This window comes from Anaerolineales bacterium, from assembly GCA_019637805.1.
GTDB lineage: Bacteria > Chloroflexota > Anaerolineae > Anaerolineales > UBA11579 > JAMCZK01.
Genome location: JAHBVB010000002.1, coordinates 982673 through 998662 on the forward strand (window position 1 = coordinate 982673; position 15990 = coordinate 998662).

Consider the following 15990-nt stretch of genomic DNA (forward strand, 5'->3'; position numbering starts at 1 on the left):
CATCCCCTGCCCCAAGGAGACCTGCCGATGCCCGCAGCCCAGCCCCGCCGCCTGTACCTGACCAACCCCAGCCAGTTCAAGATCGAATACGAGATCAATTCGTGGATGAAGGCGGGGTCGCAGGTGGACCTGGCGCTGGCCACGGCCGAGTGGGAACGCCTCTGCCAAACCTACGCCGACCTGGGCGCTGAGGTCGAGACCTTCGACCCGCTGCCCGGCTGGCCCGACTCGGTCTTCCTCGGCGACGCCATCTTCCTCTACGGCGACCAGGCCATCGCCAGCCGCTTCCGCCACCCCGAGCGGGCCGGCGAAGTGGAGCCGATGGTGGCCCGCTTCGAAGAGCGCGGCTTCCGCGTCCACTGGCTGCCGGACGGCCTCTATTACGAAGGCAACGGCGAGACCATGCCCTGGAACGGCCGGCTGCTGGCCGGCTACGGTCCGCGTAGCGACCGCGCCGCCCACGACTTCATCTCCAGCACGCTCGAAGTCCCCGTCCTCTCCATCCATGTCCAAGCCCCCCACTTCCATGTCGATACCACCATTTGCCCGCTGTCCAGCGGGGCACTGGCCTACGTGCCCAACGGCATGGACGCCGAGAGCCGCCAGCGTGTGCACGCCCTCAACGCCGATCTGATCGAGATCGACGACGAGGAAGCCCGCCTGCTGGCCTGCAACTCGATGGTCTTCGGCAACACGGTCATCCTCAGCACCCAAAAGGCCCCCCGCTTCGAGAAAGCCCTGGAGCGCGCCGGCTTTGATGTGCTGGCCCTGGACATGAGCGAGTTCGCCCAGTCCGGCGGCGGCGCCAAATGCCTGACGTTGGAAGCGTATAGCGCATAGCGATTAGCTGTCAGCTGTCAGCCATCAGCGTTCAGCTTGCGTAGCGGACGAAGCAATCTCCACCTTAGCCCACGCCCCACATCCCTGGGTCATCCTTCACGACGCTTGGTCGTTGCAGAGCAACGACCAAGCGTCGTGAAGGATCCCTGATAGCGTTGCCAGGAATCCAAGTTCTTTGGGCTGGCAAGCGAAGTTCGGTATACACACCTATGTTGTGTATAATGCAAGCATGCAAAGACTTCAACGCGTTCAGATCCTGCTTGATGAGCAGCAGCAAAAATACCTGGCCCGCGTGTCCAAGAAAAGCGGCAAGAGCGTCTCGGCGCTGATACGCGAGCTGATCAGCGAGAAGATGGCCGGTGTTAAAGAAGCGCGCCTGGCCCAAACCGCCCGCGAGCTGCGCGCGGTCTACGAAACAGATGAAGAACTGACCTCCTTCAGCGGACTGGACGCCGAAGACTGGCATGCGTAGAGGGGAAATCTGGCTGGTCAACCTGGACCCGACCATTGGCTCTGAGATACGCAAGCAGCGCCCCGCGGTCATCGTCAACCGCAATTCCGTCGGCATCCTGCCGTTAAAGATCGTGGTGCCGATTACCGGCTGGAATGACAAATTCGCCGAAGCGCCCTGGTTGGTGCCGTTGGAACGCAACTCCACTATCGGCCTGGTCAAGAAATCGGCTGCAGACACTTTCCAAGTGCGCTCAGTCAGTGACCAACGCCTGGTGCGCCGCCTGGGAGCGCTGGATGCGGACACCCTGCAGCGGATAGATGCCGCGCTGAGCCTGGCACTGGATTTGGATTGAGACCGCAACAAGGCACAAACCCATCCGTCATTGCGAACGAGCGAAGCGAGTGAAGCAATCTCGGCTTGCAATACGAGATTGCTTCGTCCGTTTCCAGCGCTGACGCGCTGGAATACTCCTCGCAATGACGAAAGGGGCGAGACTGGCAATGACGGGGCGGGCCAGAAAAGTTGTAATAATCATATTGTGGGGAGCGGGGTTTGTTACATGTTACATGTTTGAATTCAGGCATTTTCATTCTCCATAGAAGGATCGACCAGTTCGAATAAGGCGGTTTTGCCATGAAGCCCTTCGTTGGCGCGGCGGATCCGCCCGGCGGCCACGAGCTGGTGGACGGCGTTGCGCACGGTGCCGGGCGAGTATTCGGCGAGCCAGGCGATGAGCTGGGGTGTGGTGGCGGAATCGTGCTCTTCGATATAGTCCAGGATGTCGGCGAGGACACCGGGGCGAGGCGGCTTTTGGCCGAGATGCGGGCGATGTTCGGCGGCGGTGAGGTGGACACGCAGCGGGGTGGCTACGTCTTGTTCGAAGTGCACCTGGGCAGCAAAAGCGGATGGGGCGGCGTGACGGGCTTTGAGCGTTTCGAAGTCAATGCGGGCTTCTTCGGGCGACTGGACACCAAGCATGAGGTCGACCCCGGCCGAGATGGAGGAGGAGCCGCGGAAACTGCCGGAGCGGTTGGTGTGGTGGATGAGTAGGACGGCGGCGCGGCAGTGCTCGGCTAGGCGGCGAAGGTTGTAGAGCAAGGGCTGGACAGAGAGCACGGAGTTCTCGTCGCCACCGCGTAGGACGCCTGCCAATGTGTCGATGACGATGAGCTGGGCTTCGAAGGTGAGGGCGCGCTGTATGAGGTGTTGAATGTCTTGCGGTTGGCGCAGGTCGTAGCCGCCGAAGGAGACGAAGTGCAAGGGCAGGCCGTAGCCCGCAGAGCGGCCGTGGAGCACGGCGTGGATGCGGCCCCAAAGGCGGCTGAGGCCGGTTTCTTCATCGACAAAAATTGTGGGTGCCTGGGTGACCGCTCTACCCAGCCAAGATAGGCCAGCGGCCACAGCGACAGCGAGGTCGAGCGCGGCCCAGGTTTTGAGCGAGCCGGGCGGGCCAACCAATAGGTTGAGGCTGGGGCGGGCAAATACGCCTTCGACGCACCATTCGGTTTGCGGCGGGTCGGTGTAGGCATCGTCTGCGCGGTAGTAGATACGCGATTTTTCCTCGGGGTCTTCGACGGTTTCGAGGACGGCGTTGACCTCTTCGACCATCTCGAAATGGAAATCGCGGGTGGCCTCGACGAAGGCCGCGTAACGGGCACGGCGGCCGCGGGCGGCTACCTGGTCTATGGCGTCGGTGATGTAGACCCATTCGATGGGCAGGTCTGACGGCAAGGATTCTTTGTGGTTGTGCTGGATGAGGCGGGCAGCGTATTTGGCGGCCTCGGGATTGGGCCTGTATGGCGTGGACATGAAACCCCCAAAAGCAAAAGGGTGAGGGCGGAAGGCTGAAGGATGAGGCCGCCCTGCAGGATAGCTATAGCATGGATGGCAGGGGTTTAGTGGGATTAGGGTGTGGGGTCAAGGATAAGGAGACAGCAAAATACATCGTTTAATATTGGACAATAATATTCTTCTTAAATCTTTATTGGTGTTATTGGCGAAAAACCACCAAGCTTCTTGAAGTTGACCTGATGCGTAAAGTTCTCAAAAGCATCAGACGGATCTAACATCTCAAAATTAAGGGTTTCCATAGTTTGGCGCGGCAGAAGTGAAGAAAGAATCGGCTGGTCCTCGAGATGACCGGTCTTCGTGTTTAATAATTTGCAATAAACAGTTAGCAGAACAGCAGCCACGGGAACAATTGCGAGCACCTCACGAACTACGCGAAGTGATGCGCTACAAACATAGTCCTGGTAAACCTGATTCCGGATGGAAAGAGGCAACGGACGTGTCGAAAGTTTCCCGGACTTCAATAAGGACTTTTTCTCCTTAGGAACTATGTCGCTAGTTCTAACATACAGATTTACTTGAACTGAATCCCTACTCAATACACTTAGCTCCACTCTAGAACCAAGCCCTTCCAATTCGCTGAAAGCGGAGGGGAAGAGCTTGAAAGCTGATTGCATTTTTGACTTTTCTTTCTTTAATACACCTTTAGCAAGTTTCCATTCCAATATCTTTTCTTTATATCCCTGCTCAGCCAAAGTAAAAGCCTCTCGGTCCTTTTCTGAGGCTTCGAGGATTTGCTTTTCTAATTGATGTACTTTCTTTTCTGTTCTGCGCAGAATTCTGTCAAAAAAACTCGGTTTGTAGTTTTTAAGTTCTGCTTCTGCAAGCTCCGCAAATTGGCTAGAGGAAACTGGTTTTGCAGGTGGGTCAGCTTCTATTTTCTCCCAGTCAACACTCTCACTGCATTCTTTATGCAATGTTTGCAAAAGTTCGATGTAGTTTTCATATTCTGCGACTTCTAATTCAGCTCTAGCCAATTCAGTTAGCCATTCAGCTTCCTTACGTTGCCGCTCTAGTTCGCGCTGGCGTCTGCGCTGTTCACGTTCCATTCTATTGGCTGTAGCATTTACTGCTCTGAGAGTTCCTCTAAAGCTCACACTGTCCTCCCATTCAAAAAATGAGCAGAGCTAAGTGCTATACACTTAGTCAGCTGGACAAATCACAATACCATAGTCGCACCCAGTAGCCAGTTTAGTCGATTCTACGATGTTTATAGACATATAAATAGTGATACAGATTGCTTCGTCGCACTTGCTACGCAAGTACTCCTCGCAATGACGGTAAAGTTCAGCCGCGTATTACTTCGTCTTACGCCTGCCCGTATACGAAGAGGCAGTAATGCCAAAAATCGTGCACAGCCGCGTATCCAACATGCGTGAGCGGATGCGCGGGTCCATATCATCCAGCCGGTCGGCCGTGGTGATCACCGTGGGCAGCTGGGCGTTGTAGCGATGGTTGAACAGCTGGTAGAGCTTCTCGCGCGCCCAGGGCGTGGCCGACTGGGTGCCCAGGTCGTCCAGCACCAGCAGCTCGCTGTTGCGGATCTCCTCAAAGCGGCGGTCGTAGCTGACCGGGCTGTTGGGGTTGAAGGTCGCCCGCAGGTGGTCCAGCAGGTCCGGCACCATCACGAACAGCGGCACCTTGCCCATGTCCTGGCTGTAATTGGCGATGGCCGCCGCCAGGTGCGTCTTGCCGCTGCCGTGCGAGCCCATGAACACCAGCCAGCCCTTGGGCTTCTCAGCATATTTGCGGGCCGCGTCAAAGGCCTTGCGCAGCGACTTCTGGTCCGCCCCCGGCAGCCCCTCGCCCTCACGCAGGTCAAAGTTGGCGAAGTTGCGCTCGCGCAGCAGGTGCAGCGCCGAGAGCTCGTTCTGGCTGCTGTCGTCCATCGGGCGGCGGTAGTCCGGCGCCTGCACGCGCAGATGGCTGACCAGCTCCGGGTCAGACAAGCGCGAGCGGATGCGCCCCTCGACCTGGTCCAGGCTCAGGTTGGTGGTCACCACCAGCGGCAGGCGGTTGATGTAGCGGTGGTTGAGGATCTGGAACAGCTTCTCCTGGGCCCACTCGGTGGCGTTCTGCGTGCCGAAGTCGTCCAGGATCAGCAGCGGCGCCTGGCGGATCTCTTCGAAGCGCTCCTCGAAGCCGTGCTCCGAGCCGTAGGAGAAGCGCAGCTCATCCAGCAGGTCGGGTACGGTGATGAAGATGGCCGGCAGGCCGACCGAGACAGCGAAGTTGGCAATGGCCGCCGCCAGGTGGGTCTTGCCGCTGCCATAGCCGCCCTCCAGCAGCAGCCAGCCTTCCATAGTACGGGCGAAGTGCTGCGCCTGGTTAAAGGCCGTCTCCAGCGAGTCGGCCTGGCGGGCGGTCAGGCCCACCCGGCCGCGCACCTCGAAGTTGTCGAAGCTGAGGTGGTTGAGCTCGTCCAGGCGGCTGATGGCGTACAGCCGGCGGCGGCTGTGCTGAGCCACCTCGCCGTGCCGGCAGCTGCAGATCTGCAGCTTGCCGAACTCGGGGTGGCCGGGAGGCACCTCGCTGCGCACATAGCCCAGCCCGCCGCACTGCGGGCAGTCCGGGTCGCCGGCCAGATAGGCGCGCGGGTTCTCAGTGCTCGATGTAGTCTGAGAACTCGCCTTCGACGTATTTTCGGCGATCCTTTTCAGAATCCCCTTGAGTTCGTCGCTCATCTTTGCCTCCTTCCTGCCAACGCCGCAAAATGGCGTCCACATAACTCCACGAGCGGGCGTTGTTCTGCACCGCAATGCCGATGGCTTCTTGCAGCCAATCGTGCGGATAGTCTTTTTCGGCCTGCTTCAATATGTCGGCCAGCATGGGCGTGATCGGGCCGATGTGCTTCTCATACAGGCTGAACAGGTTGCCGTGCTCCTGAGCCAGCTCGATCGGGTAGCGGGCGTCGCCGGAAGGCTTCCAGGCTCCGTCGGCAATGGCCTGCAGCGCCTCCCGCCCGCGCGGCGAGTTGAGGAAGTAGAAGCGGCGCTGGGCGCCGTCGAACTCCAGCTCGGCCAGCAGCAGGACGCCGCGCCCCACGGCGCGCGCCAGCCCGTCTGCCAGGGCGGCCGCGTCCCCCAGCCCGGCCATGAAGACCGCATCGTCACTAAAGTCTTCGGGCTGCAGGTAGCGCGGGTCGCCTTCCATGCGCTCCAGCTTCCAGAAGGCGTACAGCAGCACCTTCAGCTCATTCAGGTCGTCCACCTGCGGCAGCAGCTGGCTGAAGAACGGCCCGGGGATGCGGGTGAAGCGCAGCTTGCCGTCCGGGAAACCGGGGAACGGGGCGCTCACCTAAAACTCCGAGAAGTCGATGTTCTTGGTGGCGGCGTTCTCGAACTTGGCCAGGTCCTCACGGAAGACCAGCTCGACAATGCCGGTAGGCCCGTTGCGGTGCTTGCTGATCATGATCTCAGCCACGTTCTTGCGCAGGCTGTCCTCTTCGTTCAGGTCGGGCCGGTGGATGAACATGACGATGTCGGCATCCTGTTCCAGCGAGCCGGACTCACGCAGGTCGGACAGGACCGGGCGTTTGTCGGCGCGCTGCTCCACGGCGCGCGAGAGCTGGGCGGCGGCCAGCACCGGCACGTTCAGCTCGCGGGCCAGCACCTTCAGGCTGCGCGAAATATACGAGACCTCTTGCACACGGTTCTCGTTGCGTGTCTCGCCGCGCATCAGCTGCAAATAATCCACCACAATCAGGTCCAGGCCAAATTCCATATGCAGGCGGCGGCACTTGGCGCGCATCTGCGTGGGCGAAATGCCGGGCGTGTCATCCAGAAAGATGCGCGTGTCGCCCAGCACATCCATCGCCTGGGCGAACAGGTCCCACTCGTTTTGGTTCAGCTTGCCGCTGCGCATCTTCTGGCCGTTGATGCCGGTCTCCTGCGACAGCAGGCGCTGCACCAACTGGTCGTTGGACATTTCCATCGAGAAAATGGCGACATGCTTCTTGGCGATCTGAGCGGCGTTCTTGGCCACCGACATCAGGAAGCTGGTCTTACCCTGGGCCGGGCGGCCGGCGAAGATCAGCAGGTCGGAGGGCTGCAGGCCCATCAAGAGCCGGTCCAGGTCAATAAAGCCGGTGGGCACGCCGTAGATCTCTTCGCCGCGGCGGGACATCTGCTCCACCTGGTCGAAGTAGTCCGACAGCACCACCTTGATCGGCTGCAGGTCGGTGGAGAGGCGCTGCTCGCTGGCGCCGAAAACGGCCTTCTCGGCCTCGTCAATGGCGCTCTCCACGGTGATGTCTTCCTGGTAAGCCACCTTGGCGATCTTGTTGGCGGCTTCCAGCAGGCGGCGGCGGATGGAGCTGTGCTGCACCAGCCGGCCATAGGCCTCGGCGTGCATGGAGCTGGGCACGTTGTTGACCAGGCTGGTCAGGTAGGCCGGGCCGCCCACCTCGGCCAGGCGGCCCTGCTTGTCCAGCTCCTCGGTGACGGTCAGCATGTCCACCGGGATGCGCTGCTCATGCAAGGCGGTGAAAGCCTCCCAGATCCAGCGCAGGCGGTGGATGTGGAAGTCGTCGCCGGTCAGGAAACCGGCCACGTCGTAATAGGCTTCGGGGTTGATCAGCACCGAGCCGATCACGGCCTCTTCGGTCTCGCGGCTGTGCGGAACCAACTGCGGGCTGGGGGCTTGCTCGGCTTCTTGCGGGAAGAGATCGCTCATGGCGGGCTAGTTGTTCTCGCCGCCGGGTTCGTCTTCCTCAGCATCGTCGTCCCCGTCCTCGCCGATGCTGAGGTTGTCCAGAAAGTCTTCAAACACTTCCAGGCGGCTGTCGGCTTCTTCCGCCTGCGGTTTCTCTTCGAAAATGTCGTCGGGGGAGAACTCGCCCTCGTCCAGGTCTTCCTCCGGCACGATGCCGACGGCGTCCATCACCTCGCGCGAGACCATGATGGGCACGTGCGTGCGCACGGCGATGGCCAGCGCATCCGAGGGCCGCGAGTCGACATTGACCGTGCGCCCGTCCACCTCGACCACGATGTTGCCGTAAAAGACATCGGCCTTGAGGGCGCGCACTTCCACGCGCGAGACGCGCGCCTCCAGCGAACGCAGCATTTCGCGGATCAAGTCATGCGTCATTGGTCGGGCCACTTCGACCTCCTGCAAGGCGAAGGTGATCTGCTCGGCCATGTACGGGTCGATCCAAATGGCCAGGTAGCGCTCGGCATCCACCTCACGCAAGATCACCACGCGCTGCTGGGACATCAGCCCGACGCGAATGCTATCAATGACGACTTCGATCATCTACTTGCAGCCTCCCGGCTCAGAAAAAGCCGACCCGGCCGGCGCCCGGGCCGGCAAAGTGGGCTATTCTATCATGTGGGATATCGAGGCTATTTTAACGCCAGCCCCACCGGAATTGCCAGACGAATATGGATTGTTAAAAACCCGGCTCGTATTTTTTTAACATTGCGTTATAATGCCGCCTTCGAGGCAGCCGATGCAAGACGAGTACGACACTTCTACTACATTGGGCGGAAAATAAAGAATGGCGCGCAAGTTCATCAAAGCCAGCAACACGCGCATTCTGTGGGTAGAAGGCCGCTGGACCAGCAACCCCGAATTCGTCCCCACCCTGCTCCAGAAGAATTTCCAAGTGGAGCGGGTCACCTCCGGAAAACAAGCCATCAGCCGAGTAGAAAAGAGCCGTCACGATCTGGTGATCGTCGACGCGGCTTCGATGCGCACCAACGGCAAGCGCATCTGCACCTCAGTGCGCAACCTGGTGGAGAGTATGCCGATCCTGGTGATCTCCGACTCGCAATACCCCATCGAAGCCGGCTTCGATTGCGCCAACGCGGTATTGGTGCTGCCCTTCACGCCGCGCAAGCTGATCAACCGCATCGGCCTGCTGCTGCCGGCGGACGAAGACGGCCTGCTGCGGGCCGGCCCGCTGGAGCTGGACCTGAACGCGCAGACGGTCAAGGTTCACGGCAAGAAGACGGCGCTGACCCCGCGCCTGATGAAGCTGCTGCGCATGCTGATCGACAATGCCGGCCAGGCCGTGCCGCGCGATACGCTGTTCAAAGAAGTGTGGCGCACCGAATACACCGGGGATACGCGCACACTGGACGTGCACATCAGCTGGCTGCGCCAGGCGATCGAAAAGGACCCCAAGAAGCCCAAGCTGCTGCACACCATGCGGCGCATGGGCTACCGGCTGGATATATAAAAAGCTCCCTTGCGGGAGCTTTTTGTTTGCTGTCGAGAAGGCTAGGCTTTCTCCACCCACAGGCTGGAGGCCAGCTCGTAGCCGATGACCTGATCGCTGCGCTCGAATTGCAGGCGCAGCGGGCCATTGAACGGCGCCCGGCTGACCAGGGTGAATTCCACGCCGGGGGTCAGGCCCAGGTTGCCGATGTAGCGCAGCTTGTCCATGTCATGCGTGCGCACCCGGCTCAGCCGCCAGGCGCTGCCGGGTTCCATGTCCACCAGCGGCGCATCCTGCGGCATGATGATGGTGCCGTCCTTGCTAGGGATGGGTTCGCCGTGCGGGCAGCGGGTCGGGTTGCCGGCCATTTCCGCCATGCGGTCCTCCAGCTCGCCGTTCATGCCGCGCTCAAAGACGTCGGTCAGCTCGTGGGCGGCGGCCCAGTCGTAGCCCATAACCTTGACCAGGAAAACTTCGCCCAGGCGGTGGCGGCGCAGGGCCGGCATGGCAATGCGCTCGCCTTCCATCGTCAGGCGGATGCCGCGGTACGGCTCGTAGGTGGCGTAGCCGGCGTCGGTCAGGCGTTTGACCATGCGGGCGATCGCCTGCGGAGAGGATTCGACATTATCCGCCAGAATGGAAAGCGAAACCTGCGGGGTGTCCTGCTGGATGCGGAACACCTCGGCGGCGTAGCGCTGCATGGCGGGAGTAGCCTGTGAGTCAGACATTCGTGTTCGTGGTTGTTCCTATCGCTGCGCTGGCCCTATGGCCCGCGCCGAAAAATAAATATGAAGATTCTGATAAAAATTCGCTGCGTGATTATACTACGTTGAAAATTCTGTTCCAATAGAATTAAGTTTATATTTCGCCGGCGTCCAAAACGGCGAAAACAAGGCATTAACATTCCCATAAAGTCGCCAACAAGCGATAGGCGTATAATCAGACTTGAGGTGAACCAGCCATGACCCGGGAAACGCTTGAACGCAAAATGCACGAACTTCTGGATGAGGTGCTGCTGCTGGGCAGCATGGTGGAGCAAGCCACCCTGCAGGCCGTGCGCGCCCTGAGAGATCACAACCTAGCCGCCTCGGAAGAAGTCTACAAAGCGGACAAGATCATTAATGAAAAGCGCTTCGAACTGGAAGAGCGCACCCTGGTGCTGATCGCCACCCAGCAGCCCATGGCGGGCGACCTGCGCATCCTGGCCGCTGTGCTGGACGTGGCCAGCGAGCTGGAGCGCATGGGCGATTACGCCAAGGGCATTGGCAAGATCAACCTGAACCTGGGCGCCGAGAGCCGTCTGAAGGTGCCGGCCGAACTGATGCAAATGGCCGAGATCAGTGTGGATATGCTGCACCGCGCCCTAGAAGCCTTTGTGACCCGCGATGCAGATGCGGCCAGCCAGATCCCGGCCGAGGACGACAAGGTGGACGCCCTGTTCACAGTGGTCAACAACGAGATCTTGCGCCAGATGGGGGCCGACCCCGGCGATATTGGCCACATCAATCACCTGATGTGGGCCTGCCACAACCTGGAGCGCATGGCCGACCGCGTGACCAACATCTGCGAACGCACCATCTTTGTGGCCACCGGCAAACTGGCCGAGTTCGACAGCAGCGACGACGAGCAGCGCCAACTGGCCAAGTAGCCGGCCAATTCATTTGACATCCGCCCACCAACGTGTAATACTCTATCCTGTTGGTGTGAACCATCCCCCCTTGCTATCCCATCGTAGAGGAGGTGTTGCCCATGGACAGTACTAGTCCTGAACATTGCGCTGTGGCAGCCCTCCTCGCCTCTGAGCGATAAAGCTGCCACAGCGCAAGAAAACCCAAAGAGCCGCCTAATAAGCGGCTCTTTGGTATTTAATCTGCCTGGGCGATCAATCGCCCAGGCAGATGCCGATGTCACGGGCGGCGCGCACGGCATCGCCCTGCAGGTCCACGCGTTTGGGATGGCCCAGCGCCGCTTCCAGCGGCACGTCTGTCACCCGGCCCTGCTGGTAGGAGACCATGCGCCCGTACTGCCCCGTGGCGGCCAGGCGCAGGGCGGCAGCGCCGTAGCGCGTGGCCAGCCAGCGGTCAAAGGCAGTGGGCGTGCCGCCGCGCTGGATGTGGCCCAGCACGGTGGTGCGTGTTTCCACCTGGCATTCCTGCTCCAGCCAGGCGGCGACCCGCTGGGCAATGCCGCCCAGACGCGGCAGGGCCAACAGGTCGCCGGCGCGCGAGAAGACCTGCTCGCCATCCAGTGGCCGGGCACCCTCGGAGACAACCACCAGGCCATCCAGATAGCCGCCAGCCAAACGGCTGCGGATCTCCTCGGCGATCAGCGAGTAAGAAAAGGGCACTTCGGGGATGAGGATAATGTCCGCTCCGGCGCTGAGGCCGGCATGCAGGGCAATGAAGCCGGCATCGCGGCCCATCACCTCCAGCAGCATGACGCGCTGGTGCGACTCGGCGGTGGTATGCAGGCGATCTATGGCCTCCACGGCGATGTTGAGGGCGGTATCAAAGCCGAAGGTCATCTCGGTACCGCCGACGTCATTGTCGATTGTCTTGGGCACGCCCACGACGTTGACGCCCTTTTGCATCAGGTCACGGGCAATCGCCAGCGTGCCGTCTCCGCCGACCACAATCAGGGCGTCCAAGCCCAGCTCGGCGATGCGAGCGACCACCTCGCCAGAAGCGTCCTCGACCACCTGCTGGCCGTCACGCTCCACCAGGCGCGCAAAGGGGTTGCCGCGGTTGGCGGCGCCCAGGATGGTGCCGCCTTTGGAGTGGATGTCTTGCACGCTGGCAGGAGTCAGCGGCACCAGGCCGTTAGGCAAAAGCAAACCATCGAAGCCGGAGCGAATGCCGACCACTTCGCAGCCGTATTGATGCTCGGCGGCCAGCACCGCGGCGCGAATGACGGCGTTAAGGCCGGGGGCGTCACCGCCCCCAGTGAGAATGCCAAATTTCTTCATCGTGCTGGTATATCAGAAAATGGCACGCAGTGCGATGTCATTCCTGCACGTTGGGCAACTTGACCACAGAAAGCCAGTATTCCTTGAAAGAGGAGACCACGCCGATGAATTTCTCCATGCTGACCGGCTTGACGATGTAGGAGCTGGCGAACTGACGGTAGCTCTCAGTGATATCGGTCTCGTCTTGTGAGGTGGTGAGGACCACCACGGGGATACGCTTGAGGTCCGGGTCGTTCTTGATGGCGCTGAGCACTTCGCGCCCGTTCATTTTGGGCAGGTTTAGATCCAGCAAAATCAGGTCTGGGCGGGGCACGGCGGCGTAATCGCCCTGCTGCTTCAGGTATTGCATGGCGGCCTCACCATCCATAACCACATGCAGTTGGTTGCGCAGCCGGCCTTCCTTAAAGGCCTCCTGCGTCAGGCGCACATCCCCTGGGTTGTCCTCCACCAGCAGTATGTCAATCATCTCCGTTCCTTCCATGTCGCCTCTCCTTTTGTCCGAGCATGCTTACAACATGCGGTCGGCGCGTTGCTGGGCACTTTCATCGCTTTGCGGTTGGTGCTGTGCCTGTGTCTCTCGTTGCGCATCGAGTGCGTAATCTGGCGGCAGTTCCGGGACCAGCGGGAAAGTGAAAAAGAACTGGCTGCCTTTCCCTGGCTTGGACTCGACCCAGATTCGGCCACTGTGCCTTTCGACGATCTTCTTGCAGATGGCTAGGCCAATGCCGGTGCCCTCATACAGTTCCCGGCTGTTCAGGCGCTGAAAAATCACAAAGATCCGGTCGGTGTACTTGGCATCAAAGCCGATGCCGTTGTCTTTGATGCTGAATTCGGCGAAGCCGTCCACCTGGCTGGCGCCGATGCGAATTTTGGGCGCGGCTTCGCCGCGAAACTTGATGGCGTTCGCGACCAGGTTCTGAAAGACCTGGGTCAGTTGGTTCTTGTCGGCCACGACCTGCGGCAGGTCAGCGATGGTTATCTTGGCGCCCGTCTCTTCGATACGCACCTTCAAGTTCTGCAGAGCATCGTCCACGGCTTGGCGCGCATCCACCGGTTCAGGTGGCTGCCCCTGTGTGCCGACCCGCGAGAAGGACAGCAGGTCTTGAATAAGGCGCTGCATGCGCTGGGCCCCATCCACGGCATAGTTGATGAAATCCAGAGCATCGCCGTCCAGATCTTTCCTGTAGCGGCTCTCCAAAAGCTGCATGTAGCTGGAGACCATGCGCAGTGGTTCCTGCAGGTCATGCGAGGCCACGTAGGCAAACTGTTCCAACTCCTTGTTGGAGCGCTCCAGCTCTTCGTTCTTTTGACCCAGGTGCTCAGCCAGCTGCTTCTGCTCGGTGATGTCGGTCCAGATGCCGCCAATGCTGACCAGGTCGCCGTCGGCGTCAAACATGGGGAATTTGGTACAAAGGTAGCTGCGCTTTTCACCCTCCAGACGCGCCTGGGCTTCGAACGAAACCACATGCTTGGACGAGAGCACTTGCTGGTCGCTGAGTAACACCTTGGGCAGTAACTCGCTGGAAAAGATGTCTTCAGCGGTCCTGCCGATGACCTGGTCTGCCGGCAGGCCGACCAGCTTTTCGAACGGCAAATTGACCATCTGGTACTGGCCTTCAGTGGATTTCAGAATGATGGCTGAAGGCGAATTCTGCACCAAGGCATTGAACTGCTGCTGGGTGCTGGCCAGGTTGCTGCGCAACAAACGTTGAGAGGTTTCTGCAGTCTGTAGATTGATGGCATTCAGCACGATGACTGCGCCCAAAAAGAGCATGACCAGAACCGCGTAGGAGGATGAGGCCAGGCCGGCCTGCAGCACACCCCGGCTCTGCAACCAGAAGATCAGCCAGCCCAACAAAAAAGGGGTGACCAGCGCAGCGGCCAGCAAATTGCGTGTGTTTTGGCCAATGGCGTTGTTGGCCAGGATCAAATCCACCCAGCCGCGCTGCTTCATCTCCAATAACAGGGTGGCGGCCAGCAGCACAATAAGCACGGAGGTATGCAGAGCCATGCCGGTATAGGAGAACAGGCTGGTGCCGTACACCCAGGAGAATGGATAGCTAAAGAAGACGCTCAGCCCCAGCAGCAGAACAAGCAGGATCATTGTCTGACGGTGGCGGTCTTTGAGGCGGTCCTCGGTGAGCATGGCCAAAGCGAGCAGCACGAAAGCGGCCGCGGTCGGCGCGGAGGTGCGCCCGGGCAGCCCCTCTTGCACGTCTCCGAAATTGTCAGGGAACAAGGCCTGGTCGATGCCCAGGTTTATATCGAACACGAACTGCGACAACAGAAGGCTGGCGAATACAAGGCCCAGCACGGCCAACAGCTTCCACCCGCGCGTCTGGGGCAGCCGCATTTGGCGCAGATACAGCGCCCCGCCCAAAAGGATGAAACCGAGGGCTGTGTTGGCCTTCATGCCGGGCAGGCCAGGCAAGATCGAGGTGAGCACCCGAATCTGCAGCCACCAGCCAACCAGGACCAGCAAGGCCACGCCGAGAACCAGCAAACTGATCTTTTTGGGCAAATCTTTGTTGGTGATCGCGATCACTTCTGCCAACCCTCAGGTCACACCTATGGTTGCCGCCCCTGACAACTCCGCAAAGTCTGAGCTTACTCCAGTTTTAATTGCCGCCCGGCTAACAAATTTGCAAGGCAGTCTGCGGGAAACAAAAACACCCGCCGGGCTGCGGCGGGTGTTTGGTCTGCTGCATGCGGGTTAGCGCGAGTAGTATTCGATAACCTGGTTGACTTCGCAGATGACCGGGATCTCGGTGGGTACGGGCAGCCGAGCGTACTTGGCGCTCATGCTCTTCTTGTCCATCTCGACATACGGGGGAACGTTGCCCACAGTTTCCAGCGCCTCGACAATGGCGGGGATCTTGCGGCTCTTTTCCTTGACGGCGATCACATCGCCGGGCTTGACCGAATACGAGGGGATATCCACCCGCTCACCGTTGACGGTGATGTGGCCGTGGTTGACGTACTGGCGGGCGGCATAGATGCTGCGGGCAAAGCCAGCACGCAAGACCAGCGCATCCAAGCGGGACTCGAGCAGGATCATCAGGGTCTCAGGTGTGCGGCCCTTGGTGCGATAGGCGCGCTGGATGTAGCCGCGCATCTGGGCTTCGCGAATGTTGTATTGGTCACGCAGACGCTGCTTTTGCAGCAGCTGCTGCTTGTAGTCCGAGGCGCGACGCCACTGGCCGCGGCCGCCATGCTGCCCGGGAGGATTGGGGCGGCGCTCCATGATCTTGAGCGCCTTAGGGGTCAGCGGGACACCAAGTGCGCGGGACCGTTTAACTTTGGACGTTTTATTCATACTGCAGTAGTACTCCTTATTTGTCGGGCAGTGTCGCCCGGCCAGCAACTGGCGCTGGTCAATGTAACTTCTTTTTGCACTCCTGGCAAGCCGTGGCCGCGCGCTCGCCAGGAAAGTGCCCCCACGGGGATTCGAACCCCGGTTTTAGCCTTGAAAGGGCCACGTCCTAGGCCTCTAGACGATGGGGGCTAATGAACGGCTGCGCCGTTCAATTTGGCCTTGCTTCGCAAGGCCAGCCGACCTTGCATTTCGGTGAACAGCGGAAATCCCGCTGATTCTTTGGCCTGCTTCGCAAGGCCAGCCGACCTTGCATCTGGGTAATCAGCGGAATTCCGCTGATTTTTTGGCCTTGCTGAATACGAGACCATGACTGGTTCACGAAACAGCAGCGCATTTTACCACAAGGT

Annotated in this window: 17 protein-coding genes and 1 tRNA gene; 6 read left to right on the plus strand and 12 right to left on the minus strand. The window is 60.1% G+C overall.

Annotated features, from left to right (window positions below):
- Positions 1 to 27: 27 nt before the first annotated feature.
- The 3 genes from KF885_10625 to KF885_10635 all read left to right on the plus strand — a co-directional run bounded on the left by KF885_10625 (position 28) and on the right by KF885_10635 (position 1646).
- A complete protein-coding gene (locus tag KF885_10625) occupies positions 28 to 840 on the plus strand; it encodes a hypothetical protein (GenBank protein MBX3049613.1) in 813 nt (270 codons plus the stop codon).
- Between the two features lie 229 nt (positions 841 to 1069).
- On the plus strand, positions 1070 to 1312 hold the full coding sequence (locus KF885_10630; GenBank protein ID MBX3049614.1) for a hypothetical protein: 243 nt from the start codon (positions 1070 to 1072) through the stop codon (positions 1310 to 1312).
- On the plus strand, positions 1305 to 1646 hold the full coding sequence (locus tag KF885_10635; protein ID MBX3049615.1) for a type II toxin-antitoxin system PemK/MazF family toxin: 342 nt from the start codon (positions 1305 to 1307) through the stop codon (positions 1644 to 1646). Before KF885_10630 ends, KF885_10635 begins: the two co-directional genes overlap by 8 nt.
- A 224-nt stretch (positions 1647 to 1870) precedes the next feature.
- On the opposite strand, the gene KF885_10640 is transcribed toward KF885_10635, so the two are convergent.
- From KF885_10640 to KF885_10665, 6 genes are all read right to left on the minus strand, one after another.
- Positions 1871 to 3103, minus strand: a complete 1233-nt coding sequence (locus KF885_10640; GenBank protein ID MBX3049616.1) for an AAA family ATPase — start codon at positions 3101 to 3103, stop codon at positions 1871 to 1873.
- 164 nt (positions 3104 to 3267) lie between these two features.
- On the minus strand, positions 3268 to 4191 hold the full coding sequence (locus KF885_10645) for a hypothetical protein (protein ID MBX3049617.1): 924 nt from the start codon (positions 4189 to 4191) through the stop codon (positions 3268 to 3270).
- 249 nt (positions 4192 to 4440) lie between these two features.
- The gene (locus tag KF885_10650) at positions 4441 to 5826 is read right to left on the minus strand and encodes an ATP-binding protein (protein MBX3049618.1); all 1386 of its coding nucleotides are present in this window, start codon (positions 5824 to 5826) and stop codon (positions 4441 to 4443) included.
- On the minus strand, positions 5744 to 6439 hold the full coding sequence (locus KF885_10655; protein ID MBX3049619.1) for a DnaD domain protein: 696 nt from the start codon (positions 6437 to 6439) through the stop codon (positions 5744 to 5746). Before KF885_10655 ends, KF885_10650 begins: the two co-directional genes overlap by 83 nt.
- Positions 6440 to 7816, minus strand: a complete 1377-nt coding sequence (gene dnaB, locus KF885_10660; GenBank protein ID MBX3049620.1) for a replicative DNA helicase — start codon at positions 7814 to 7816, stop codon at positions 6440 to 6442.
- 6 nt (positions 7817 to 7822) lie between these two features.
- Positions 7823 to 8395, minus strand: coding sequence for a bifunctional nuclease family protein (locus tag KF885_10665; protein ID MBX3049621.1), 573 nt, complete (start codon positions 8393 to 8395; stop codon positions 7823 to 7825).
- Here KF885_10665 and KF885_10670 point away from each other — a divergent pair.
- Both KF885_10670 and KF885_10675 read left to right on the plus strand, forming a co-directional pair.
- Entirely contained in the window at positions 8379 to 8558 is a 180-nt protein-coding gene (locus KF885_10670; protein ID MBX3049622.1) for a hypothetical protein, read from the plus strand. The genes KF885_10665 and KF885_10670 overlap by 17 nt on opposite strands.
- An 81-nt stretch (positions 8559 to 8639) precedes the next feature.
- Positions 8640 to 9323, plus strand: coding sequence for a response regulator transcription factor (locus KF885_10675; protein MBX3049623.1), 684 nt, complete (start codon positions 8640 to 8642; stop codon positions 9321 to 9323).
- A 41-nt stretch (positions 9324 to 9364) separates the two neighbouring features.
- Here KF885_10675 and KF885_10680 read toward each other — a convergent pair whose 3' ends face one another.
- Positions 9365 to 10030 (minus strand): metal-dependent transcriptional regulator, encoded by a 666-nt coding sequence (locus tag KF885_10680; protein MBX3049624.1) that lies wholly within the window; start codon positions 10028 to 10030, stop codon positions 9365 to 9367.
- Positions 10031 to 10263: 233 nt separating this feature from the next.
- Here KF885_10680 and phoU point away from each other — a divergent pair, with 233 nt between their 5' ends.
- Positions 10264 to 10950, plus strand: a complete 687-nt coding sequence (gene phoU / locus KF885_10685) for a phosphate signaling complex protein PhoU (protein ID MBX3049625.1) — start codon at positions 10264 to 10266, stop codon at positions 10948 to 10950.
- 234 nt (positions 10951 to 11184) lie between these two features.
- Here the strand turns inward: phoU and KF885_10690 are convergent, their stop codons facing one another.
- From KF885_10690 to KF885_10710, 5 genes are all read right to left on the minus strand, one after another.
- The gene (locus KF885_10690; GenBank protein ID MBX3049626.1) at positions 11185 to 12267 is read right to left on the minus strand and encodes a 6-phosphofructokinase; all 1083 of its coding nucleotides are present in this window, start codon (positions 12265 to 12267) and stop codon (positions 11185 to 11187) included.
- Positions 12268 to 12304: 37 nt separating this feature from the next.
- Positions 12305 to 12733 (minus strand): response regulator, encoded by a 429-nt coding sequence (locus KF885_10695; protein ID MBX3049627.1) that lies wholly within the window; start codon positions 12731 to 12733, stop codon positions 12305 to 12307.
- Between the two features lie 42 nt (positions 12734 to 12775).
- Positions 12776 to 14821 (minus strand): PAS domain-containing protein, encoded by a 2046-nt coding sequence (locus tag KF885_10700; GenBank protein MBX3049628.1) that lies wholly within the window; start codon positions 14819 to 14821, stop codon positions 12776 to 12778.
- 159 nt (positions 14822 to 14980) lie between these two features.
- Positions 14981 to 15583 (minus strand): 30S ribosomal protein S4, encoded by a 603-nt coding sequence (gene rpsD / locus KF885_10705; protein ID MBX3049629.1) that lies wholly within the window; start codon positions 15581 to 15583, stop codon positions 14981 to 14983.
- Between the two features lie 116 nt (positions 15584 to 15699).
- A tRNA-Glu gene (locus tag KF885_10710) sits at positions 15700 to 15772 on the minus strand.
- Between the last annotated feature and the right edge of the window lie 218 nt (positions 15773 to 15990).

What these genes read in the sequence shown, in the direction of transcription:
- KF885_10625 (MBX3049613.1), top strand. Translation starts at nt 28, where the DNA reads ATGCCCGCAGCCCAGCCCCGCCGCCTGTACCTGACCAACCCCAGCCAG.
- KF885_10630 (MBX3049614.1), top strand. Translation starts at nt 1,070, where the DNA reads ATGCAAAGACTTCAACGCGTTCAGATCCTGCTTGATGAGCAGCAGCAA.
- KF885_10635 (MBX3049615.1), top strand. Translation starts at nt 1,305, where the DNA reads ATGCGTAGAGGGGAAATCTGGCTGGTCAACCTGGACCCGACCATTGGC.
- KF885_10640 (MBX3049616.1), bottom strand. Translation starts at nt 3,103, where the DNA reads ATGTCCACGCCATACAGGCCCAATCCCGAGGCCGCCAAATACGCTGCC.
- KF885_10645 (MBX3049617.1), bottom strand. Translation starts at nt 4,191, where the DNA reads ATGGAACGTGAACAGCGCAGACGCCAGCGCGAACTAGAGCGGCAACGT.
- KF885_10650 (MBX3049618.1), bottom strand. Translation starts at nt 5,826, where the DNA reads ATGAGCGACGAACTCAAGGGGATTCTGAAAAGGATCGCCGAAAATACG.
- dnaB (MBX3049620.1), bottom strand. Translation starts at nt 7,816, where the DNA reads ATGAGCGATCTCTTCCCGCAAGAAGCCGAGCAAGCCCCCAGCCCGCAG.
- KF885_10670 (MBX3049622.1), top strand. Translation starts at nt 8,379, where the DNA reads ATGACGACTTCGATCATCTACTTGCAGCCTCCCGGCTCAGAAAAAGCC.
- KF885_10665 (MBX3049621.1), bottom strand. Translation starts at nt 8,395, where the DNA reads ATGATCGAAGTCGTCATTGATAGCATTCGCGTCGGGCTGATGTCCCAG.
- KF885_10675 (MBX3049623.1), top strand. Translation starts at nt 8,640, where the DNA reads ATGGCGCGCAAGTTCATCAAAGCCAGCAACACGCGCATTCTGTGGGTA.
- KF885_10680 (MBX3049624.1), bottom strand. Translation starts at nt 10,030, where the DNA reads ATGTCTGACTCACAGGCTACTCCCGCCATGCAGCGCTACGCCGCCGAG.
- phoU (MBX3049625.1), top strand. Translation starts at nt 10,264, where the DNA reads ATGACCCGGGAAACGCTTGAACGCAAAATGCACGAACTTCTGGATGAG.
- KF885_10690 (MBX3049626.1), bottom strand. Translation starts at nt 12,267, where the DNA reads ATGAAGAAATTTGGCATTCTCACTGGGGGCGGTGACGCCCCCGGCCTT.
- KF885_10695 (MBX3049627.1), bottom strand. Translation starts at nt 12,733, where the DNA reads ATGATTGACATACTGCTGGTGGAGGACAACCCAGGGGATGTGCGCCTG.
- rpsD (MBX3049629.1), bottom strand. Translation starts at nt 15,583, where the DNA reads ATGAATAAAACGTCCAAAGTTAAACGGTCCCGCGCACTTGGTGTCCCG.